At 70.8% G+C, this 21,288-nt stretch carries 20 protein-coding genes; 18 read left to right on the top strand and 2 right to left on the bottom strand.

What is annotated here, in order from left to right; all coding sequences use genetic code 11:
* Nucleotides 1-19: 19 nt before the first annotated feature.
* Nucleotides 20-982: a serine hydrolase gene (locus tag GA0070607_RS10970; protein ID WP_089018112.1), complete on the bottom strand. Its 963-nt coding sequence runs from the start codon at nt 980-982 to the stop codon at nt 20-22.
* Nucleotides 982-1,968, bottom strand: coding sequence for a serine hydrolase (locus GA0070607_RS10965; protein ID WP_089018111.1), 987 nt, complete (start codon nt 1,966-1,968; stop codon nt 982-984). The genes GA0070607_RS10970 and GA0070607_RS10965 overlap by 1 nt, the downstream gene beginning before the upstream one ends.
* 372 nt (nt 1,969-2,340) lie before the next feature.
* On the opposite strand from GA0070607_RS10965, the gene paaA reads away from it, so the two are divergent.
* The 18 genes from paaA to nuoH all read left to right on the top strand — a co-directional run bounded on the left by paaA (nt 2,341) and on the right by nuoH (nt 21,288).
* A complete protein-coding gene (gene paaA, locus GA0070607_RS10960; RefSeq protein WP_089018110.1) occupies nt 2,341-3,408 on the top strand; it encodes a 1,2-phenylacetyl-CoA epoxidase subunit PaaA in 1,068 nt (355 codons plus the stop codon).
* Nucleotides 3,405-3,692 carry a 1,2-phenylacetyl-CoA epoxidase subunit PaaB gene (gene paaB, locus GA0070607_RS10955; RefSeq protein ID WP_089018109.1) on the top strand — a complete coding sequence of 96 codons (288 nt, stop codon included), beginning with the start codon at nt 3,405-3,407 and terminating at the stop codon, nt 3,690-3,692. The genes paaA and paaB overlap by 4 nt, the downstream gene beginning before the upstream one ends.
* Nucleotides 3,689-4,414, top strand: coding sequence for a 1,2-phenylacetyl-CoA epoxidase subunit PaaC (gene paaC / locus GA0070607_RS10950; protein WP_089018108.1), 726 nt, complete (start codon nt 3,689-3,691; stop codon nt 4,412-4,414). The genes paaB and paaC overlap by 4 nt, the downstream gene beginning before the upstream one ends.
* Complete coding sequence (paaD, locus tag GA0070607_RS10945; RefSeq protein WP_089021782.1) at nt 4,408-4,884, top strand: 1,2-phenylacetyl-CoA epoxidase subunit PaaD; 477 nt, start codon at nt 4,408-4,410, stop codon at nt 4,882-4,884. The genes paaC and paaD overlap by 7 nt, the downstream gene beginning before the upstream one ends.
* Nucleotides 4,881-5,990, top strand: a complete 1,110-nt coding sequence (paaE, locus tag GA0070607_RS10940; RefSeq protein WP_089018107.1) for a 1,2-phenylacetyl-CoA epoxidase subunit PaaE — start codon at nt 4,881-4,883, stop codon at nt 5,988-5,990. Before paaD ends, paaE begins: the two co-directional genes overlap by 4 nt.
* Nucleotides 5,991-6,164: 174 nt before the next feature.
* A complete protein-coding gene (gene mqnC, locus GA0070607_RS10935; RefSeq protein WP_089018106.1) occupies nt 6,165-7,355 on the top strand; it encodes a cyclic dehypoxanthinyl futalosine synthase in 1,191 nt (396 codons plus the stop codon).
* Between the two features lie 489 nt (nt 7,356-7,844).
* Nucleotides 7,845-9,155 carry an LPXTG cell wall anchor domain-containing protein gene (locus tag GA0070607_RS10930; RefSeq protein WP_089018105.1) on the top strand — a complete coding sequence of 437 codons (1,311 nt, stop codon included), beginning with the start codon at nt 7,845-7,847 and terminating at the stop codon, nt 9,153-9,155.
* A gap of 113 nt (nt 9,156-9,268) precedes the next feature.
* On the top strand, nt 9,269-9,979 hold the full coding sequence (locus tag GA0070607_RS10925) for a demethylmenaquinone methyltransferase (protein WP_089018104.1): 711 nt from the start codon (nt 9,269-9,271) through the stop codon (nt 9,977-9,979).
* Nucleotides 9,980-10,067: 88 nt separating this feature from the next.
* Nucleotides 10,068-10,292: a hypothetical protein gene (locus tag GA0070607_RS10920; RefSeq protein WP_089018103.1), complete on the top strand. Its 225-nt coding sequence runs from the start codon at nt 10,068-10,070 to the stop codon at nt 10,290-10,292.
* A gap of 138 nt (nt 10,293-10,430) precedes the next feature.
* Nucleotides 10,431-11,708 carry a geranylgeranyl reductase family protein gene (locus GA0070607_RS10915; RefSeq protein WP_089018102.1) on the top strand — a complete coding sequence of 426 codons (1,278 nt, stop codon included), beginning with the start codon at nt 10,431-10,433 and terminating at the stop codon, nt 11,706-11,708.
* A 134-nt stretch (nt 11,709-11,842) separates the two neighbouring features.
* A complete protein-coding gene (locus GA0070607_RS10910; RefSeq protein ID WP_007454588.1) occupies nt 11,843-12,208 on the top strand; it encodes an NADH-quinone oxidoreductase subunit A in 366 nt (121 codons plus the stop codon).
* Nucleotides 12,209-12,222: 14 nt separating this feature from the next.
* Nucleotides 12,223-12,900 carry a NuoB/complex I 20 kDa subunit family protein gene (locus GA0070607_RS10905; RefSeq protein WP_074316038.1) on the top strand — a complete coding sequence of 226 codons (678 nt, stop codon included), beginning with the start codon at nt 12,223-12,225 and terminating at the stop codon, nt 12,898-12,900.
* Nucleotides 12,897-13,634: an NADH-quinone oxidoreductase subunit C gene (locus tag GA0070607_RS10900; RefSeq protein WP_089018101.1), complete on the top strand. Its 738-nt coding sequence runs from the start codon at nt 12,897-12,899 to the stop codon at nt 13,632-13,634. The genes GA0070607_RS10905 and GA0070607_RS10900 overlap by 4 nt, the downstream gene beginning before the upstream one ends.
* On the top strand, nt 13,631-14,956 hold the full coding sequence (locus tag GA0070607_RS10895) for an NADH-quinone oxidoreductase subunit D (RefSeq protein WP_074316043.1): 1,326 nt from the start codon (nt 13,631-13,633) through the stop codon (nt 14,954-14,956). Before GA0070607_RS10900 ends, GA0070607_RS10895 begins: the two co-directional genes overlap by 4 nt.
* Entirely contained in the window at nt 14,953-16,119 is a 1,167-nt protein-coding gene (gene nuoE, locus GA0070607_RS10890; protein WP_089018100.1) for an NADH-quinone oxidoreductase subunit NuoE, read from the top strand. Before GA0070607_RS10895 ends, nuoE begins: the two co-directional genes overlap by 4 nt.
* Nucleotides 16,116-17,432, top strand: coding sequence for an NADH-quinone oxidoreductase subunit NuoF (nuoF, locus tag GA0070607_RS10885; protein WP_089018099.1), 1,317 nt, complete (start codon nt 16,116-16,118; stop codon nt 17,430-17,432). The genes nuoE and nuoF overlap by 4 nt, the downstream gene beginning before the upstream one ends.
* The gene (locus GA0070607_RS10880) at nt 17,432-19,939 is read left to right on the top strand and encodes an NADH-quinone oxidoreductase subunit G (protein ID WP_089018098.1); all 2,508 of its coding nucleotides are present in this window, start codon (nt 17,432-17,434) and stop codon (nt 19,937-19,939) included. The genes nuoF and GA0070607_RS10880 overlap by 1 nt, the downstream gene beginning before the upstream one ends.
* Nucleotides 19,936-21,288 carry an NADH-quinone oxidoreductase subunit NuoH gene (nuoH, locus tag GA0070607_RS10875; protein ID WP_089018097.1) on the top strand — a complete coding sequence of 451 codons (1,353 nt, stop codon included), beginning with the start codon at nt 19,936-19,938 and terminating at the stop codon, nt 21,286-21,288. The genes GA0070607_RS10880 and nuoH overlap by 4 nt, the downstream gene beginning before the upstream one ends.

The following is a 21,288-nucleotide window of genomic DNA, read 5'->3' as shown; positions in this document are numbered from 1 at the left end:
GCGCGGCGGTGGGCGTGGGTCAGACGCCGGGGAGGAGCAGCGCCTCGGTGATCTTCTCGCAGTTCTTCATGCCGTAGTCGTAGCCCATGTTGATCGGGTACTTGACCATCACGCCCATCGTCCAGGTGGCGCCGATGGCCAGGCAGTTGATGTGCATCTCCTGCTCCCTGGTCCGGTCGATCCACCCGTTCTTGATGGCGATCTGCTTCTGCTGGGCGGCCGGGAACGCCTTGCGGATGCCGAAGTCACCGGCGCCGCGCACCAGCTTCATCTCGTTGAGCAGCCACTTGGTCCACTTCGGCCCGGCGGCGGTGCCGTCGGCGATGCAGTTGCCCAGGCGGGCGGTGTCCCGGGGGGAGAGCGCCGTGCGGCTCCAGCCGCCGTCGGGTGCGGCGCTGCTGTCGGTCAGCTTGCACATGGAGAGCAGCCGCCGGATGGAGGCGGCGCGGCCGACCGAGTTGTAGAACTGCTCGGCTCGGGTGTTGTCGCTGTCCCGGATGATCCGTGTCGCGTCGGCGAGCTTCGCGTCGCTCGGGGTGTCGCCGGCGTCGGCCGTGCGGCGCAGGTAGTCGGCGACGATCCAGGATTTGATCATGGACGCGGTGGTGCTGGTCTCGTCCATGTTCTTGGAGCCGATGATCTTCCCGGTGCGGCGGTCGAGCACGCTCCAGGAGTACCAGCCCTCGATGTCGAGCTTGAGGTCCTTGGCCTGGAACGGCAGCGGCTCCAGCGAGGGGCTCGGGCTGGCGCTCGGCGGCGTGGCAGCCTGACGGGCGCTGCGGTTGGTGGCCGCGCCGCTGGACCGGTCGCCGGTCGTGTCGGCGTCGCCCCACCGGACGGCGGCAGCCGACTCGAACGGTGACCCGGGCAGCAGCCGCAGCGACACCAGGACCAGTCCGATCAGGATGACCGCGATCGCGATCAGCCGCAGAGGGGATGCATCGCGGCCGCCGCGCCGGTCGGCCCGACGGTTACCGGCCATCAGAGCTTCCCGACCGGCTGCTGCGGCACCTTCAACGCGGCGCCGGGCTGCGGGGTGACGAGCTGGGTGGCCACGCTCGCGCAGACCTGGGCGCCGTAGTCCAGCCCGCTCTTGATCGGGTAGCGCAGCATCACCGCGAGGCTCCACTTGCCGTTGACGGCGAGGCAGTTGACGTGCCAGTTGCCGTCGTAGTTGATCGGCGTCCAGCCGTTCTTGATGCTGACCGGGCCCTGGGCGGTGATCGACTTTGGCAGGCCGTTGATGATGCCCCAGCGGCCACCGCCGGACTCACGCTTCTGGTCCTTTTTGGCGGTGGTGCCCTGGACCTTGCTCATCTGATCCAGCACCCATTTGGTCCACTTCGGGCCGGCGGCCTTGCCGTCGGCGATGCAGTCACCGAGCCGGACCGCGTCGCGGGGGGACATTCGGGTGAAGCTCCAGTAGCCGGTGTAGGGCTCGACGTTGCCGCGCTTGGTGTCGGTCAGCCCGCAGATTGTGATCGCGCGTTGGATCACCGCGTCGGGTTTGCTGCTCTTTGACGGCTTGTACGAGCCGCCCGCGGCGGCATGGACCTTGTTGGCCGCGGTGTCGTTGCTGTCGATGATCGCGAGCCGGGCCGCTTCCTTCAGCGCCGCGGTCGGCTCCTTGTCCTTGAGCTGCCGCAGGTAGTCGGAGACGATCCAGGCTTTGATCATCGACTCGGTGGAGCTGGTCGAGGCCATGTTCGACGACCCGGAGATCTTGCCGGTCCGCCGGTCCATCAGGGCCCACGAGAAGAACTCGCCCTTGAAGGTCACCGACACCGGGCCGGCGGCGAGTGTGGGCGGTGGCGGCGGGGTCGGTGCGGGCGCGGCGACGCTACCGGCGCCGCCTCCACCACCGCCGCTGTCGTCGCCGGCGAGCCGGGCGTAGGCGGCGGGGACCAGTAGGACGCCACCGAGCAGGACCGCCACGACGGCGAACACCATGATCACGCGGGATCGCATGAGTTGGGTGAGCTCCAGATGTCAGGGCCGGGGGGACCGGCTTGTTGTCCGGGTCGACCGGTGCGATCGCCGAGGCCGGGGGAGGTGGCCTCTGTGGAGATGGCGATTCTGGGCAGCCGATCGTGTGACCGGCAGAAGTCTACGTCCGGACCGGTCGACCGCCAGAGCTCGACACCTGGCAAAGCGCGATAAAGGGGGGATGTCGCGCCGGTATGAGGCTTCTAGGCGGATTCACCTTTGCCGAGTGAGCCAGGTCATAGCCGACCCGGTCGCCCTGGGTGAGAAGGAAGCGCCCATGGGTGACCGAACGTGACTCGGGTTTCCTGTTACACCCCCTGGTGCATCGCGGCGCAAGCTGTAACACTTGTCCTCATGTATGGCAATGACTTCTCCGCCCCGGACGACGCAACCGGCGGCGGCCTGCTCGGCGAGGTCGAGGCAGCCGAGGCGGAGCTACGCGCGGCCGCCGCGCGGCAGCGGCGCGACGGGCCCGCGCCGGACGAGGACCTGGCGGCGTACTTCACCGCGGTGGTCGACGCGGAGCAGAAGATCGAGCCGCGGGACTGGATGCCGGACGCGTACCGCAAGACGTTGATCCGGCAGATCGCCCAGCACGCCCACTCCGAGATCATCGGCATGCAGCCGGAGGGGAACTGGATCAGCCGGGCGCCCTCGCTCAAGCGCAAGGCCATCCTGCTGGCCAAGGTGCAGGACGAGGCGGGCCACGGCCTCTACCTGTACGCCGCCGCCGAGACCCTCGGCATCAGCCGGGACGAGCTGGTCCGGCTGCTGCTCGACGGGCGGCAGAAGTACAGCTCGATCTTCAACTACCCCACGCTGACCTGGGCTGACATGGGCGCGATCGGGTGGCTCGTGGACGGCGCGGCAATCGTCAACCAGGTGCCCCTGTGCCGCTGCTCCTACGGCCCGTACGCGCGGGCGATGATCCGGGTCTGCAAGGAGGAGTCGTTCCACCAGCGCCAGGGCTACGAGATCCTGCACACCCTGGCCCACGGCACCCCGGCGCAGCAGGCGATGGCCCAGGACGCGGTGGACCGCTGGTGGTACCCGTCGCTGGCCATGTTCGGTCCGCCGGACGGCAACTCCACGCACTCCGCGCAGTCGATGGCCTGGAAGATCAAGCGCTTCTCCAACGACGATCTGCGCCAGCGCTTCGTGGACATGTGCGTCCAGCAGGCGGAGGTTCTCGGGCTGCGCATCCCCGATGCGGACCTGCGCTGGAACGAGGAGCGGCAGGCGTACGACTACACGCAGCCGGACTATGACGAGTTGATGCGGGTGATCTCCGGCGACGGGCCGTGCAACCGGGAGCGGATGGCGCGCCGGCGGGCCGCGCACGCCGAGGGCACCTGGGTGCGCGAGGCCGCCGCGGCGTACGCCGCCAAGCGGGCTGGACAGAGGGAGAAGGTGGCGGCGTGAATACCGAGAACACCCCGTTGTGGGAGGTCTTCGTGCGGGCCCGGCGCGGGCTGTCGCACACCCACGTCGGCAGCCTGCACGCCCCCGACGCCGAGCTGGCCCTGCGCAACGCCCGGGACCTCTACACCCGGCGGCAGGAGGGCGTGTCGATCTGGGTGGTGCCGGCCAGTGCCATCACCGCGTCCAGCCCGGACGAGAAGGACGCGTTCTTCGACCCGGCCGCCGACAAGGTCTACCGCCACCCCACCTTCTACGAGGTGCCGGACGGGGTGGCCCACCTGTGAACGGGCCTGTCGACTTCACGCTCGCCCTCGGCGACGACGCGCTGATCGCCGCGCAACGGCTGGCCGAGTGGACCACTCGCGCGCCGGAGATGGAAGAGGACATCGCGCTGGCCAACATCGCCCTCGACCAGCTCGGCGCAGCCCGCCTGCTGCTGTCGTACGCGGGCGAGCTGGAGGGCGCCGGCCGGGACGAGGACGCGCTGGCCTACCTGCGCGACGACCGCCAGTTCCGCAACGCGCTCCTGGTCGAGCTGCCGAACGGCGACTTCGCGGTGACCATGGCGAAGCTGTTCTTCCTGGCGGCGTACCAACTGCCGCTGTACACCGCGCTGGCCGGGTGCCGGGACGAGCGGCTGGCCGCGATCGGCGCCAAGGCACGCAAGGAGTCGGCGTACCACCTGGACCATGGCGCCTTGTGGGTGAAGCGGCTCGGCGACGGCACCGAGGAGTCGCACCGCCGGATGCAGGCGGCCGTCGACCAGGTCTGGCCGTACACCCACGAGCTGTTCGCCGCCGACCCGGCGGCGCCGGTCGACCCGGCCACCCTGCGGTCGGCGTTCGACGACACCGTCAACCCGGTGCTGGTCGAGGCGACGCTCACCCGGCCCGAGGGCGGCTGGGCGCCCGCCGGCGGGCGGACCGGCGTGCACACCGAGCACCTGTCGTACCTGCTCGCCGAGATGCAGGTGCTGCACCGCGCGCATCCCGGAGCGAACTGGTGAGCGCGCGGGCCGCCGCGGCCAGCGTCGTGGACCCGGAGATCCGGGTCATCACCATCGACGAGCTGGGCATCCTGCGGGCGGTCGAGGAGGATCCGGCCACTGGCCGGGTCACCGTCACCATCACCCCGACGTACACCGGCTGCCCGGCGATGGACGTGATCCGGGCCGACATCCGGCGTGCGCTGGCGGTCGCCGGTCACCCGGACGCCGAGGTCCGCACGGTCTACAGCCCATCGTGGAGCACCGACTGGATCTCCGACAGCGGGCGGACGAAACTCGCCGCCGCCGGGATCGCCCCGCCGGCCCCGGTGCCCGCGGCCGGCGTGGTGCCGCTGACCCTCGCGGTCCGCTGCCCGCACTGCGGCTCGCCGGAGACCGAGCAGGTCAGCCGGTTCGGCTCCACCGCGTGCAAGGCGCTGTGGCGCTGCCGTTCCTGCTCCGAACCCTTCGACCACCTGAAGGCGCTGTGACAGTCACCATCACCCGGCCGGTCCGCCGCCGGCCGGTCTTCCACCCGCTGCCGGTCGCCGCCGTCGACCGGCTCACCGACGACGCAGTGGCGGTCACCTTCGCCGTACCGGAGGAGCTGCGGGACACCTTCGCGTTCCGCGCCGGTCAGCACCTCACCGTGCGACGGGTGACCGAGGACGGCACGGACGTGCGCCGCTCGTACTCCATCTGCTCCAGACCGGACGACCTGGCCCGGCACGGCCGGCTGCGGATCGGGGTGCGGGAGGTCCCCGGCGGCGCCTTCTCGGCGTTCGCCTGCGGCGCGCTGCGCGGTGGCGACACCGTCGAGGTGCTGCCGCCGCTGGGCACCTTCACCACGGCCTTCGCCCCGGACCGGGTGCGGCACTACGGCGCGGTCGTCGCCGGTTCCGGCATCACCCCGGTGCTCGCGCTGGTCGCGACCGCCCTGGCCGTCGAGCCGGCCAGCACCTTCACCCTGGTGTACGGCAACCGCACGGCGAACACTGTGATGTTCGCCGAGGAGTTGGCGGACCTGAAGGACCGGTATCCCACCCGCCTGCACCTGGTGCACGTGCTCTCCCGGGAGCAGGGCGAGTCGCCGCTGCTCTCCGGGCGGATCGACGCCGAGCGGCTGGGGCGGTTGCTGGGCACGATCGTGCCGGGCGACGCGATCGAGGAGTGGTTCCTCTGCGGCCCGTACGGCATGGTGGTCGACGTCCGGGCCGTGCTGTCCGCGCGGGGGCTGCCCGAGTCGGCGGTGCACACGGAGCTGTTCCACGTCGACGAGCCACCGGAGCCGGTGCGCCGTCCCACGGACCAGGCGGGCGCCGGGTCCGAGGTCACCATCGTGCTGGACGGCCGGTCGTCGAGTTTCACCATGGGCCGCGAGGAGCGGGTGCTGGACGCCGCGCTGAAGGTGCGCGGTGAGTTGCCGTACGCCTGCAAGGGTGGTGTCTGTTCGACCTGCAAGGCGAAGGTCGTCGACGGCGCGGTCACGATGGCCCGCAACTACGCCCTGGAGCCCGACGAGCTCGCCGCCGGCTACGTCCTGACCTGCCAGTCCAGCCCGACCACCGACAAGCTCACGGTCGACTACGACGCATGAGCGCGCCGCTGCTCGGGAGCTGAACCAGCACAGCAGTAGGGTGCTGGCCCGGGTGCGTGCCGTGTGGGGCTGCCGGTGGCGAGTCCGGGGATGGACCGAGCCCGAGGCTGGGGCGCTCGTCACCGGAGCCGGAGTGGCGTGTGGGCCCGTGAACGGGCGACGTAGGCTCGGGGTGTGACGGTGAGCCGGGAGATCGACGACATCCTGCAGCGTGGCGCGGACGGCGGGCGGATCACGCCCGAGGAGGCACTGCTGCTCTACACCGAGGCGCCCTTCCACCCGCTGGGCGAGGCGGCGGACGCGGTGCGCCGGCGGCGCTACCCGGACAACGTCGTCACCTACCTGATCGATCGCAACATCAACTACACCAACGTCTGCGTGACGGCGTGCAAGTTCTGCGCGTTCTACCGGGCGCCGAAGCACGCTGAGGGTTGGACGCACCCGACCGAGGAGATCCTGCGCCGCTGCGGCGAGGCGGTCGAGCTGGGCGCGACCCAGGTGATGCTCCAGGGCGGGCACCACCCGGACTACGGCGTCGAGTACTACGAGGAGCTGTTCGCCTCGGTCAAGCAGGCGTACCCGCAGCTGGTCATCCACTCCATCGGGCCGAGCGAGATCCTGCACATGGCCAAGGTCTCCGGGGTGAGCCTGGACGAGGCCATCGCCCGGATCAAGGCCGCCGGCCTCGACTCGATCGCCGGTGCCGGCGCGGAGATGCTGCCCGAGCGGCCGCGCAGGGCCATCGCGCCGCTCAAGGAGTCGGGCGAGCGCTGGCTGGAGGTCATGGAGCTGGCCCACCGGCAGGGCATCGAGTCGACCGCGACCATGATGATGGGCACCGGTGAGACGCACGCGGAGCGGATCGAGCACCTGCGCATGATCCGCGACGTGCAGGACCGCACCCGCGGTTTCCGGTCCTTCATTCCGTGGACGTACCAGCCGGAGAACAACCACCTCAAGGGCCGCACCCAGGCGACCACCCTGGAGTACCTGCGGCTGATCGCGGTGGCCCGGCTCTTCTTCGAGACCGTGCCGCACCTGCAGGCGTCCTGGCTGACCACCGGCAAGGACGTCGGGCAGCTCGCGCTGCACATGGGCGTCGACGACCTCGGCTCGATCATGCTGGAGGAGAACGTCATCTCCTCGGCCGGCGCGCGGCACCGCTCCAACCTGCACGAGCTGATCGGCATGATCCGCTCGGCGGACCGGATCCCGGCGCAGCGGGACACCCTCTACAACCGGCTCGCCGTGCACCTCACGCCGGCCGACGACCCGACCGACGACCGGGTGGTCTCGCACTTCTCCTCGATCGCGCTGCCCGGCGGCGGTGCCGGCCGGTCCCTGCCGCTGGTCGAGGTCAACTGATCCTGGTCGAAGCCCGGCCGTTCGGCTGATCGTGGCTCGTGCTCCCGCCCGGCCGCCTCGGCGGTCCGGGTGGTCCCGGCCGCTGCGGCGGCCAAGCTGCCGGCCCGGGGTGGTGGAGTTCATCGTGCGCGGCTAGCGTGCCGCCTCATATCCTTCGCCACGGTGCATGATCGGTGCACGATCCACACCGGCGACCGCTCGCCAGCGTCGATGGGTGCGGATCGGTGGAATCGGTACGACAGTGCTGGTGGCGGATGGTCTGATGGTGCGGGTCGCGCGACGGCGCGAGACGGTCCTCCATCGGCCCGTGCGGGCCGTTCACATAACGCACGGCGGTACGGGCGGGATGGGTGACCATTCCGCCCGTACCGTCTGCTCGCTTTCGGCCGGACGGATGAAAGCGGCCCCGCCTGCTGGCGCGAAAGATCGACCTTCGATAGCGTCCGCTCGGTCTGCAACCATTCTTTCTTCCCTACCCCCGGGGGACCGATGACACCGTTCCACCGCTCGGCCCTGGCCCGCGCCGGCGTCGTGGCCCTGCTCGCGGCCGGTGGCCTGGCCACCGTGGCCGCCCCGGCCCAGGCCGCCGACCAGGCCGACCTGGCCCTCAAGCCGCTCAGCTACGAGTTGGCCAAGGGCGTCAAGGAAGCCAAGGCCAAGCCGTTCAAGTTCCAGGTGGACAACACCAGGAGCACGGTCGACGCCAAGGACGTCCGGGTCACGGTTGAGACCAAGGGCCTGAAGGACCGCAAGGTCGGTGTGCTCGCCTGGGACGGCTGCGAGGTCGCCGGCACCACCTTCAGCTGCCTCCTCGGCGACCTGGCCGCCGGCACCACCGAGGACTTCGGCATCCCGCTGTTCTCGACGGGTGGTCGCGGCGCGGCCGGCACGCTGGTGGTCACCGTCAGCTCGGCCACCGCCGATCCCGTCACCGACGACAACACCGTCGAGCACCAGATCACCGTCGCCAAGCCCGGCTACGACCTGACCACCTGGGTGCAGGACGTCCATGCCGACGTCGTGGTGGACGGTGACGAGACGGGCGAGGCCGGCCGCGAGCCGGTCCGGCTCGGCGAAACCGCCCCGCTGGACTGGGCGGTCTACAACGACGGCAGCCGCAAGGCCACGGGCCTGGCGTACGGCTTCACGCTGCCGGCGGGCGTCACCTTCGCCGAGCTGCCGGAGGGTTGCGTGGAGCAGCCGCTGAACGGTCTGGCGAACGCGTACTGCGAGGACTCCGGCGTGGTGCTGAAGCCGGGTCAGTTCTACACCGCCGACGTCCGGGTGAAGGTCGGCGCGGACGTGACCGAGCCGGTGCTCCGGCCCGGGTTCCTCTTCGCCGCCGGCCTGGACGCCGTTGCGGGCAGCCCTGAGGAGCAGCCGCAGGCGGCGACCAGCGTGCAGCGCCGGGCGTTCACCGAGACCGACCACGGGGACAACCTCGCGCAGTTCGACGTGTTCGTCGACCTGACCGCGCAGCCCACCCCGAGCCCCACCCCGACCCCGACGCCGACGCTCACCCCGACCCCCACGCCAACGGTGACGGCGACGCCGACCCCGGGCGGCACGACGACCCCGGGCGGTACGACGACGCCGGGTGCGACCACGTCTCCGGGCGCGGGTGGCGGCGGCGGCGGCGACGGCGACGGCGACGGTGGGCTGCCGGTAACCGGTGTGCAGGTCGGCCTGATCGGCGGCATCGGCGGGATGATCCTGCTCGCGGGCGGGGCGCTGCTGGTGCTCTCCCGCCGACGCAAGGTCGTCCTGGTCGCTCCGGGCGACGAGAAGTCGACCGACTGACGCGGGCACGACGTGAGGGCGGGGTGGGCGACCCCCCGCCCTCTTCGTGTGCCGGGACCCCTGCCACGCCACCCAGCGACCGTCCGGCGGCGGACGGCTGGCAGAGTGGAGGGGTGAGCCGTACCCCTCAGGGCCAGCGCGCCAGCCTGGACAAGCAGCCGCACGAGGTCGCCGCGATGTTCGATGGCGTGGCCGAGCGATACGACCTGACCAACACGGTGCTCTCCTTCGGCCAGGACCGGTCCTGGCGTCGGTCCACCCGGGCGGCGCTGGGGCTGCGACCGGGCGAGCGGGTGCTGGACGTCGGCGCGGGCACCGGCGTCTCGACCCGGGAGCTGGCGCAGTCCGGGGCGTACGCGGTCGGCGCGGACCTGTCCCTGGGCATGCTGCACGCCGGCAAGCGGGCCCGGCCCGAGGTGCCGTTGCTGGCGGGAGACGCGCTGCGGCTGCCGTTCGCCGACGCCAGCTTCGACGCGGTGACCATTTCCTTCGCGCTGCGCAACGTGAACGACACCGACGCGGCCCTGCGCGAGTTGGCCCGGGTGACCCGGCCCGGTGGGCGGCTGGTGGTCTGTGAGTTCAGCACCCCGGTCAACCCCGCCTTCCGGACGGTCTACCTGTCGTACCTGATGCGGTCGCTGCCGGCGGTGGCCCGCACGGTGTCCAGCAACCCCGAGGCGTACGTGTACCTCGCCGAGTCGATCCGGGCCTGGCCGGACCAGGCCGCGCTGGCCGGGCGGGTCGCCGCGGCGGGCTGGGGACGGGTGGCGTGGCGCAACCTGACCGGTGGCGTGGTGGCCCTGCACCGGGGCATCCGGGAGTAGCCCTGCCCTCGCAGCTGCCCGACACCGACAATATTCAGGTTTCGTGAATATCGGTCTTTAGTCCACTTTGCGCCGTACGCTCGTCCGCATGACCCGAGCAGAGCCGGCGGACCCGGTGGCCGCCACCGACGACGACGCGGCCGAACTCATCGCGCAGCTGCGCGCGCTGGCGGGCGCCGATCCGGCGGACGTCCGGCAGGTCGTCGCCGAGGTGTTGGCCGCGCTGGACCGGGCGGCCGGCGGCGCGCTACGCGAGCACCTGCCGGAGACCATCCGGGTCGATGCGGGTCTGGACGCGCCCAGTCCGGCCTGACACCTGCTGCTGTGGACGGTCATCGACTGTCACATCGGCGAGTTAGGTACCCCTGATCCTGGGCAGGTATGACGCCGGTCATACACTCGTCCCGTCTGGCTTGTGAAGCATTTCACGAGCGTGCGGGAGGAGGCGCGGATGACCGCGGTGGAACACGATGCCGACGTCATCGTCGTGGGCGCCGGTCCCGGTGGATCGGCGACGGCTTACCACCTGGCGCGGCACGGCGTACGGGTGCTGCTGCTGGAGAAGACCGAGTTCCCCCGGGAGAAGGTCTGCGGCGATGGACTGACCCCGCGCGCGGTGCGCCAGCTCGTCCGGATGGGCGTGGACACCTCGCCCGAGGCCGGCTGGCTGCACAACCGGGGCCTGCGGGTGATCGGCGGCGGGGTACGCCTGGAACTGGACTGGCCGGAGCTCGCCAGCTTCCCCAACTACGGCCTGGTGCGCACCAGACTCGACTTCGACGACCTGCTCGCCCAGCGGGCGGTGGCCGCCGGCGCCAAGCTGCGGACCAACGTCAACGTGCTGGGCCCGGTGCTCGACGGCGACGGTCGGGTGGCCGGCGTCGAGGCGGAGGTGGGCCCGGGCAAGGAGCCCGCGACCTTCCACGCACCGCTGGTCGTGGCGGCGGACGGGGTCTCCGGCCGGTTCCCGCTCGCGCTCGGGCTGGCCAAGCGGGAGGACCGGCCGATCGGCGTGGCCGTCCGCCGCTACTACCGTTCCCCGGTCAAGCACGACGACAACTACCTGGAGTCCTGGCTGGAGCTGCGCAGCAAGGACAGCGGCGACAACCTGCTGCCCGGGTACGGCTGGATCTTCGGGCTCGGTGACGGGCGGGTAAACGTCGGACTCGGCGTGCTCAACTCGTCCTCCGCGTTCGGCAAGACCAACTACCGCCGGCTGCTCACCGACTGGCTCGCCAACACCCCGGAAGACTGGGGGATGACCGACGAGACCAACGCCGACGGCCCGATCCTCGGTGCCGCGCTGCCGATGGGCTTCAACCGGGTGCCGCACTACACCCGTGGCGTGATGCTGGTCGGCGACTCCGGCGGCATGGTCAACCCGTTCAACGGTGAGGGCATCGCCTACGCCATGGAATCCGGCGAGCTGGCCGCGGAGGCCGCGTTGCAGGCCCTCGCGCGGCCCGCCGGCCCCGAGCGGGAGCGGGCGCTGATGGCGTACCCGAACGAGCTGAAGGCCCGGCTCGGTGGTTACTACCGGCTGGGCGGCATCTTCGTGAAGCTGATCGGCCGTCCGGAAATCATGCGGATCGCCACCAAGCACGGAATGCCGCACCCGACGCTGATGCGCTTCGTACTCAAGCTGCTGGCCAACCTGACCGACCCGCGTGGCGGGGACGCGATGGACCGGGTCATCAACGCGATGACGAAGGTAGCGCCAGCGGTGTAGATGGACCGTGTCGGGGCTGGTCACAGCCCCGGACCGGACAGAGATCGACCCCCGCCGGCAGCCCCCGCGAGGGACGTGAATAGTGTGATTTTCGTCAAGCACCGAGGGCAGGGAAGGACGAGCAGGAGAAAACGATGTCGCTCTCGCCTTACGCACCGATCATCGGGCTGTTTGCCCTCGCCGCGGCGTTTTCGCTGTTCTCCGTTGGCGCCGCCCGCTTCGCTGGTCCCCGTCGTTACAACAAGGCCAAACTCGAGGCTTACGAGTGCGGCATCGAGCCCAGCCCCCAGCCGGTAGGCGGCGGGCGGTTCCCGATCAAGTTCTACCTGACGGCGATGCTCTTCATCGTCTTCGACATCGAGATCATCTTCCTCTACCCCTGGGCGGTCTCGTTCGACGCCCTGCCGATCTTCGGCTTCGTGGAGATGGTCCTGTTCATCGTCGCGGTCTTCGTCGCGTACGCCTATGTGTGGCGGCGCGGCGGCCTGGACTGGGACTGAGGAAGGAACGTCAGATGGGCATCGAGGAGAAGCTTCCCGCCGGCGTCCTGCTCACCTCGGTGGAGAAGCTGGTCAACTGGTCCCGGAAGTCGTCCGTGTGGGGCGCCACCTTCGGCCTGGCCTGCTGTGCCATCGAGATGATGGCCGCCGGTGGCCCGCACTACGACATGGGTCGTTGGGGCATGGAGGTCTTCCGGGCCTCGCCCCGGCAGGCCGACCTGATGATCGTCGCCGGCCGGGTGAGTCAGAAGATGGCGCCCGTGCTGCGCCAGATCTACGACCAGATGGCGGAGCCCCGCTGGGTGCTCTCCATGGGCGTCTGCGCGAGCAGCGGCGGCATGTTCAACAACTACGCGATCGTGCAGGGCGTCGACCACGTCGTACCTGTCGACATGTACCTGCCCGGTTGCCCGCCGCGGCCGGAGATGCTGATCGACGCGATCCTCAAGCTCCGCGAGAAGATCATGTACGAGCCGCTGGGCCCGAACGGCCGCAAGATGCTGGCGGCCCGCCAGGAGCGTGGCGACGTACCGGTCGTGCCCTACGGCTCCATGCCGTCCTCGTACCGCAACGACAAGGCCCGGCGTGCCGAGTGGACCCGGGCGGTCCGCGAGGGGCGCGAGGAGCAGCTGCGAATCGAGAACTGGATGAACGCGCAGAACCACCTCCACGCTCACAGGGGCCCGAAGTGACCGCACCGAACGACAGGAACAACGACGGCGGCGTGCCGGTACCGGTCACCCCGGCCGGTGCCAGCGGCACCGCCCCCGCCGAGTACCCGCCGGCCAGCCCGGCCGGCCGCGGGATGTTCGGCAACCAGGGCACCGGCGACGTGTCCGGCTACGGCGGCCTGGTCCGCCCGCGCCAGCCGATCGAGGAGGCCGCCCGGCCGTACGGCGGCTACTTCGACGAGGTCCGCGACGCGCTGGAGGAGGCGTACCCGGCCTTCGGCGACGCGATCGAGAAGGTCGTGGTCGACCGCGGCGAGCTGACCCTGCACGTACGCCCCGAGCGGATCGCCGAGGTCTGCCAGGTGATGCGGGACGACCTGGCGCTGCGCTTCGAGCTGTGCTCATCGGTGTCCGGTGTGGACTACCTCGGCGCCGACGAGCGTCGGCTGCACGTGGTCTACCTGCTCACCTCGATGACCTACCGGCGTCGGGTTCGCCTGGAGGCCGCCGTCTCCGTGGAGAGCCCGCACCTGCCCAGCGTGACGGCGATCTACCCGACCGCCGACTGGCAGGAGCGGGAGGCGTACGACATGTTCGGCATCGTCTTCGACGGCCACCCCAACCTGACCCGGATCCTCATGCCGGACGACTGGGAGGGCCACCCGCAGCGCAAGGACTACCCGCTCGGTGGCGTGGCGGTCGAGTACAAGGGCGCTGAGATCCCGCCGCCGGACCGGAGGAGGTCCTACCAGTGACCACGTCGAACTACGCGACCGAACGCGAGACCACCGAGGGCAGGGTCTTCACCGTCACCGGTGGGGACTGGGACACGGTCGTCTCGAGCACCGACCCGATCAACGACGAGCGGATCGTCGTCAACATGGGTCCGCAGCACCCGTCCACGCACGGGGTGCTGCGGCTGATCCTGGAGCTGGAGGGCGAGACGGTCCGCGAGGCCCGCTCGGTCGTCGGCTACCTGCACACCGGCATCGAGAAGAACCTCGAATACCGCAACTGGGTCCAGGGCTCGACGTTCGTGACCCGGATGGACTACCTCGCGCCGCTGTTCAACGAGACGGCGTACGCCCTCGCCGTCGAGAAGCTGCTCGGCATCACCGATGACATCACCGAGCGCGCCACCACCATCCGCGTGCTGATGATGGAGCTCAACCGGATCTCGTCGCACCTGGTCTGGCTGGCGACCACCGGCATGGAGCTGGGCGCGATCTCGATCATGCTCTACGGCTTCCGCGAGCGGGAGTACATCCTCGACATCTTCGAGACCATCACCGGCCTGCGGATGAACCACGCGTACGTCCGGCCGGGCGGCGTGGCGCAGGACGTGCCGGACGAGGCGATCGTCAAGATCCGCGAGTTCCTGAAGATGATGCCGAAGAAGCTCAAGGAGTACGAGGACCTCCTCTCCGGCCAGCCGATCTGGACCGAGCGGACGAAGAACGTCGCTGTGCTGGACGTGACCGGCTGCGTGGCGCTCGGCATCACCGGGCCGGTGCTGCGCTCCGCCGGGTTGGCCTGGGACCTGCGCAAGACCATGCCGTACTGCGGTTACGAGACGTACGAGTTCGACGTGCCGACGCACCCGGACGGTGACGTGTGGGGCCGCTACCTGGTCCGGCTCGCCGAGATCCGGGAGTCGTTGAAGCTGGTCGAGCAGGCGCTGGACCGGCTGCGGCCGGGGCCGGTGATGGTCGCCGACCGCAAGATCGCCTGGCCGGCGCAGCTGGCCATCGGCGTCGACGGCATGGGCAACTCGCTGGAGCACGTCGCGAAGATCATGGGTCAGTCGATGGAGTCGCTGATCCACCACTTCAAGCTGGTCACCGAGGGCTTCCGGGTCCCGCCGGGCCAGGTGTACGTCGGCATCGAGTCGCCCCGCGGCGAGTTGGGCGTGCACGCGGTCTCCGACGGTGGCACCCGGCCGTACCGGGTGCACTACCGGGAACCGAGCTTCGTCAACCTCCAGGCTCTCCCGGCGATGGCCGAGGGCGGCCTGATCGCCGACGTGATCGCCGGCGGCGCCTCGCTGGACCCCGTGATGGGTGGTTGTGACCGATGACTTTCACTGAAACGACTCGCGAGCGGGCGCGCGAGATCATCGCCCGCTACCCGGCGGACCGGTCCCGCTCGGCGCTGCTGCCGCTGCTGCACCTGGTCCAGTCGGAGGAGGGGTACGTCTCTCCGGCCGGTGTCGCGTTCTGCGCCGAGGTGCTCGGGCTGAACAAGGCCCAGGTCGGCGCGGTGGCCACCTTCTACACCATGTACAAGCGCAAGCCGACCGGCGACTTCCTGGTCAGCGTCTGCACCAACACCATGTGCAACGTGCTCGGCGGCCAGGAGGTCTACGACACCCTCGCCGAGCACCTCGGTGTCGGGCACGACGAGACCACCGCCGACGGGAAGATCACCCTGGAGCACGCCGAGTGCCTGGCGGCCTGCGACTACGGCCCGGTGATGACCGTCAACTACGACTTCTTCGACGGCGTGGACTCGTCCACAGCGGTCGGTGTGGTCGATGAGCTGCGCGCCGGCGGCCGGCCGATGCCGACCCGGGGCGCCCGGCTCTGCACGCTCAAGGAGATGGCGGTCCAGCTCGCCGGTTTCGCCGACGAGCGGGACGGCGCGGTCGCCGACGGCGGGCCGGGCGAGCCCACCCTGCGCGGGTTGCGGCTGGCACAGCAGCACGGGGTCTCGGTGCCGGGCTTCGACCCGAACACCCCGATCCGCAGCAAGGCCGAGGCGGACAAGGCGGCCGCCAAGGCGAAGGCCGCCGAGGCCGCCGCGAAGCCGGCCGAGGCGCCCGCCCCGCAGGTCAGCCCGGTGAAGGGTGGCGACGGGGCGTCCGCTCCGACGGGTACGCCCGGCAACGCCGGCGCCGGCCAGCCGGCTCCCGCCGCGGCGGCGACCGGCAGCACCGCGCCGGACGTGAAGGCGCCGGACGACAAGTCGCCGCAGGTACGTACCGCCGAGACCCGCCAGCCGGACGCGGCGACCGCAGTGCCCGACGCACCCGGCACCAAGGTTCCGGCGGAGACCTCGCCGCCGGCCCCGCGCGACGCGCAGGAGGCGGAGGCCGCCGGCGTGGCGACCAACGCGCCGGCCGGTGACGGCAAGCCGGCCGGTGACTCCACCGGCGCGCAGGAGCGCAACCTCAACGAAGCGTCGGCGAGCGCCGATGGCGCGACCTCCACCGTCGCGAGCGAAACGGGGGCCCAGAAGTGACCACTCCCCGCCCGGAGACGCTGGCCAAGCTGACGCCGGTGCTGACCAAGCGCTGGCTGTCGCCGGACGCCTGGCGGATCGGCACGTACGAGCAGCTGGACGGCTACGCCGCGCTGCGCAAGGCGCTCAAGGCCCACCCGGACGACCTGATCCAGCTCATCAAGGACTCCGGGCTGCGCGGCCGGGGCGGCGCGGGCTTCCCCACCGGTCTCAAGTGGGGCTTCATCCCGCAGGGCGACGGCAAGCCGCACTACCTGGTGGTCAACGCCGACGAGGGCGAGCCGGGCACCTGCAAGGACCTGCCGCTGATGACCCACGACCCGCACTCGCTGGTCGAGGGCGTCATCATCGCGTCGTACGCGATCCGGGCCGCCCGCGCCTACATCTACATCCGGGGCGAGGCGGTGCACGCCGCGCGCCGGCTGCGCAACGCGGTCCAGGAGGCGTACGACAAGGGTTACCTGGGCCGGAACATCCTGGGCAGCGGCTACGACCTGGAGCTGGTGGTGCACTCCGGCGCCGGGGCGTACATCTGCGGCGAGGAGACGGCGCTGCTGGACTCGCTGGAGGGGTTCCGGGGTCAGCCCCGGCTGCGCCCGCCGTTCCCGGCCACCCACGGCCTGTACGCGAGCCCGACGGTGGTGAACAACGTCGGCACGATCGCCAGCGTGCCGCCGATCGTGCTCGGTGGGGCCGACTGGTGGAAGAGCATGGGCACCGAGAAGTCCTCCGGACCGATGATCTACTCGCTCTCCGGCCGGGTCGCCAACCCGGGCCAGTACGAGTGCTCGATGGGTGTCACGCTGCGCGAGCTGCTGGAGCTGGCCGGCGGGATGCAGCCCGGCCACAACCTGCGGTTCTGGACCCCGGGCGGCTCGTCCACCCCGCTGCTCGCCGCCGAGCACCTGGACGTGCCACTGGACTTCGAGGGGGTGGCGGCGGCCGGCTCGATCCTCGGCACCACGGCCACGCAGATCTTCTCCGACCAGGACTGCCCGGTCTACGCGACGTACCGGTGGCTGGATTTCTACCACCACGAGTCGTGCGGCAAGTGCACCCCGTGCCGCGAGGGCAACTACTGGATGGTCCGGGTCTACCGGCGGATCCTCGCCGGCCAGGGCACCCACGAGGACCTGGACACCCTGCTGGACACCTGCGACAACATCCTCGGCCGCTCGTTCTGCGGTCTGGGTGACGGTGCGACCAGCTCGGTGACCTCGTCACTGAAGTACTTCAAGCAGGACTACCTCGACTACATCGAGGGACGTACCGCGCCGAAGCTGTCGGACAAGCAGCTGGTGGGAGCCCACTAATGACCGACGTAGCCAAGCAGACCGAGACCGTCACGCTCACCATCGACGGCGTCGAGGTCACCGCCCCCAAGGGGACGCTGCTGATCCGGGTCGCCGAGCAGATGGGCACCGAGATCCCCCGGTTCTGCGACCACCCGCTGCTGGCACCGGCCGGCGCCTGCCGGCAGTGCCTGGTCGAGGTGGAGGGCCAGCGTAAGCCGGTCGCCTCCTGCACCCAGGCCGTCGCCGACGGCATGGTGGTCCGCACCCAGCTCACCTCCCCGGTGGCCAAGAAGGCGCAGGAGGGGGTGATGGAGCTGCTGCTCCTCAACCATCCCCTGGACTGCCCGATGTGTGACAAGGGCGGCGAGTGCCCCCTGCAGAACCAGGCGATGTCCACCGGCCGCACCGACTCGCGCTTCCACGAACACAAGCGGGAGTACGAGAAGCCGGTGGCGATCAGCAGCCAGGTGCTGCTGGACCGCGAGCGCTGCGTGCTCTGCCAGCGCTGCACCCGGTTCTCCGAGGAGATCGCCGGCGACAAGTTCATCGACCTGATGGGCCGGTCGTCCGCCGAGGAGATCAACATCTACCGGGACGACGCGTACGGCGAGGAGGGCGACGCGGGTGACGTGCCGTTCAACTCCTACTTCTCCGGCAACACCGTGCAGATCTGCCCGGTGGGCGCGCTGACCGGTGCCCAGTACCGGTTCCGTGCCCGGCCGTTCGACCTGGTCTCCAGCCCGAGCGTCTGCGAGCACTGCTCCGCTGGTTGCGGGCAGCGCACCGACTGGCGGCGCGGCAAGGTGCTGCGCCGGCTGGCCGGCGACGAGCCGGCGGTGAACGAGGAGTGGAACTGCGACAAGGGCCGGTGGGGCTTCCAGTACACCCGGGCCGCCGACCGGCTGACCACTCCGCTGGTCCGCGACGAGCAGACCGGTGAGCTGCGCGAGGCGTCCTGGAGTGAGGCGCTCACCGTGGCTGCCGAGGGGCTGCACGCGGCGCGCGAGAGCGGGCAGGGCACTGCGGTGCTCACCGGCGGTCGGCTGACCGTCGAGGACGCCTACGCGTACGCGAAGTTCGCCCGGGTGGCGCTGAACACCAACGACATCGACTTCCGGGCCCGGCCGGTCTCCCGCGAGGAGGCCGACTTCCTGGCCAGCTCGGTCGCCGGGGTCACCGACGTCACCTACACCGACGTGGAGAACGCGCCGGCGGTGGTGCTGGTCGGCCTGGAGCCGGAGGAGGAGTGCCCGATCCTCTTCCTGCGGCTGCGCAAGGCGTACCTGAAGAAGACCCTGACGGTGTACGCGCTGGCGCCGTTCGCCACCCGGGGCCTGGAGAAGCTCGGTGCCAAGCTGGCCCGGGTGGTGCCGGGCGAGGAGGCCAGCGTGCTCGCCGAGCACGCCACGGTCGCCGAGGCGCTGAGCGCGCCGGGCGCGATCCTGATCGTCGGCGAGCGGCTGGCCAGCGTGCCGGGCGGGCTCTCCGCCGCGGCGGACGTGGCTCGGCGTACCGGCGCGAAGCTGGCCTGGGTGCCGCGGCGCGCGGGTGACCGCGGCGCGGTCGACGCGGGCTGCCTGCCCAACCTGCTCCCCGGTGGCCGGCTGGTCACCGAGCCGGCCGCCCGCGCCGAGCTGGGCGAGGCGTGGGACATCCCGGCCGGGGTGATCCCGAGCCAGGCCGGTCGGGACACCGACCAGATCCTGGCGGCTGCGGCGAACGGGCAGCTCGGCGCGCTGGTGGTCGGCGGGGTCGACCCGGCCGACCTGGCCGACCCGCGGCTCGCCGAGACCGCCCTGGACGCGGTGCCCTTCCTGGTCAGCCTGGAGCTGCGCGGCAGCGCGGTGACCCGGCGGGCCAACGTGGTGCTCCCGATCGCCCCGGTGGTCGAGAAGGCCGGCAGCTTCCTGGACTGGGAGGGTCGGCTGCGTCCGTTCGAGGCGGTGCTGCAGACCGCGGCGATGAACGACGGGCGGGTGCTCGACGCGCTTGCCGCGCTGCTCGACGTGCGGCTCGGCACCGCTGACGTGCCGAGCGTGCGCCGTGAGCTGGGCTCGCTGCCGGCGACCCGCACCCGTCGGCCGGCCCCGCCGTCGGTGGCGCCGGGCACTGTGCCGCACCCGGGCGCCGGGGAGGCCGTGCTGGCCACCTGGCACCAGCTTGTCGACCTGGGCACCCTGACCGACGGCGACGAGCACCTCGCCGGCACCGCCCGCCCGCCGGTGGTGCGGCTGGGCAAGGGCACCGCCGAGGCGCTCGGGGTCGCCGATGGCGACCCGGTCACGGTGGGCACGGACCGGGGGGCGCTGACCCTGCCGGCGGAGCTCACCGAGATGCCGGACGGCGTGGTCTGGCTGCCGACCAACTCACCGGGTTCGACCGTGCGACGCAGCCTCGGTGCGACGTCCGGCGCGGTCGTGCGGATCTCCGTTCCCGCACCGAGCGCGGTCGTTCCGGCCGGGCGGGTGGCGGCGGACGAGGCCGGTCTCCCGGGTCCGCTCCTCAACACCGGGGGTAACCAGTGACTCCGTCATACCTGGCCCAGGACCCGACGCTGGCCGACTTCGGTCGCGATCCGTGGTGGCTGGTTCTCATCAAGATCGTCTTTGCGTTCGCCTTCGGTCTGGTGGCCACCCTGCTCGGCGTCTGGTTCGAGCGGCGCGTCGTGGGCTACATGCAGGTGCGGCCCGGCCCCAACCAGGTCGGCCCGTTCGGCCTGCTGCAGACCCTCGCCGACGGTTTGAAGATGGCCTTCAAGGAGGACATCCTGCCGAAGGCGGCCGACAAGGTCGTCTACTTCTTCGCCCCGACCATCTCGGTGATCTGCGCGGTCACCGCGCTGGCGGTGGTGCCGTTCGGCCCGATGGTGAGCATCTTCGGCCACCACACGCCGCTGCAGGTCACCGACGTGCCGGTGGCGGTCCTGTTGCTGCTGGCCTGCTCCTCGATGGGCGTCTACGGCATCGTGCTGGGCGGCTGGGCGTCCGGCTCGACGTACCCGCTCCTCGGCGGCCTGCGGTCGAGCGCCCAGATGATCTCCTACGAGGTCGCCATGGGGCTCTCCATCGTGGCGGTGTTCATGACCGCCGGCACGATGAGCACAAGCGGGATCGTCGCCAAGCAGGCGCACGGGACGCAGCTGAGCATCGGCGGTTTCGACCTGCCCGCCCCCGGCTGGTACGCGATCCTGCTGCTGCCCAGCTTCATCATCTTCTTCATCGCCACAGTGGGCGAGACCAACCGGGCGCCGTTCGACCTGCCCGAGGCCGAGTCCGAGCTGGTCGCCGGCTTCATGACCGAGTACAGCTCGCTGAAGTTCGCGCTCTTCATGCTCAGCGAGTACGTCGCGATGGTGACCATGTCGGCGGTCACCACCACGCTGTTCCTCGGCGGTTGGCGTGCGCCGTGGCCGATCACCATCTGGGAGGGCGCCAACTCCGGTTGGTGGCCGATGCTCTGGTTCTTCGGCAAGGTGATCGCGCTGGTCTTCGTCTTCGTGTGGCTGCGCGGCACGCTGCCTCGGCTGCGTTACGACCAGTTCATGCGCTTCGGCTGGAAGGTGCTGCTGCCGATCAACCTGGTCTGGATCCTGGTCCTGTCGGGCCTGCGCTCCATCGAGGACTGGGACACGCGCGGCAAGATGATCGCCGTCGGCATCCCGGCCGGCATCCTGCTGATCGCCACGCTGTTCTGGCCCAGCCGCCGACCGCAGCCGAAGCCGACGACGCAGGAAAAGGTGGACAGCCGGCCGTACGGGAGCTTCCCGCTGCCACCGATGGATCTTCAGGTACCACCGAGCCCGCGTATCACGCGCGTGGTCGCCGAGCGGGAGCCGGCCAACATCGCCACCGGCTCGGACTCCAGGGAGGTGTGA

The organism is Micromonospora coriariae (assembly GCF_900091455.1).
GTDB classification, from domain to species: Bacteria; Actinomycetota; Actinomycetes; order Mycobacteriales; family Micromonosporaceae; genus Micromonospora; species Micromonospora coriariae.
The sequence above is the reverse complement of the archived record's forward strand: the minus strand, read 5'-3'. Positions and strand labels throughout refer to the sequence as shown.

Coding starts and splice junctions, on each gene's coding strand:
- GA0070607_RS10910 (WP_007454588.1), top strand. CDS start 11,843: ATGTCGCTCTCGCCTTACGCACCGATCATCGGGCTGTTTGCCCTCGCC.
- GA0070607_RS10920 (WP_089018103.1), top strand. CDS start 10,068: ATGACCCGAGCAGAGCCGGCGGACCCGGTGGCCGCCACCGACGACGAC.
- nuoE (WP_089018100.1), top strand. CDS start 14,953: ATGACTTTCACTGAAACGACTCGCGAGCGGGCGCGCGAGATCATCGCC.
- GA0070607_RS10930 (WP_089018105.1), top strand. CDS start 7,845: ATGACACCGTTCCACCGCTCGGCCCTGGCCCGCGCCGGCGTCGTGGCC.
- GA0070607_RS10915 (WP_089018102.1), top strand. CDS start 10,431: ATGACCGCGGTGGAACACGATGCCGACGTCATCGTCGTGGGCGCCGGT.
- GA0070607_RS10965 (WP_089018111.1), bottom strand. CDS start 1,968: ATGCGATCCCGCGTGATCATGGTGTTCGCCGTCGTGGCGGTCCTGCTC.
- paaA (WP_089018110.1), top strand. CDS start 2,341: ATGTATGGCAATGACTTCTCCGCCCCGGACGACGCAACCGGCGGCGGC.
- GA0070607_RS10880 (WP_089018098.1), top strand. CDS start 17,432: ATGACCGACGTAGCCAAGCAGACCGAGACCGTCACGCTCACCATCGAC.
- GA0070607_RS10905 (WP_074316038.1), top strand. CDS start 12,223: ATGGGCATCGAGGAGAAGCTTCCCGCCGGCGTCCTGCTCACCTCGGTG.
- GA0070607_RS10970 (WP_089018112.1), bottom strand. CDS start 982: ATGGCCGGTAACCGTCGGGCCGACCGGCGCGGCGGCCGCGATGCATCC.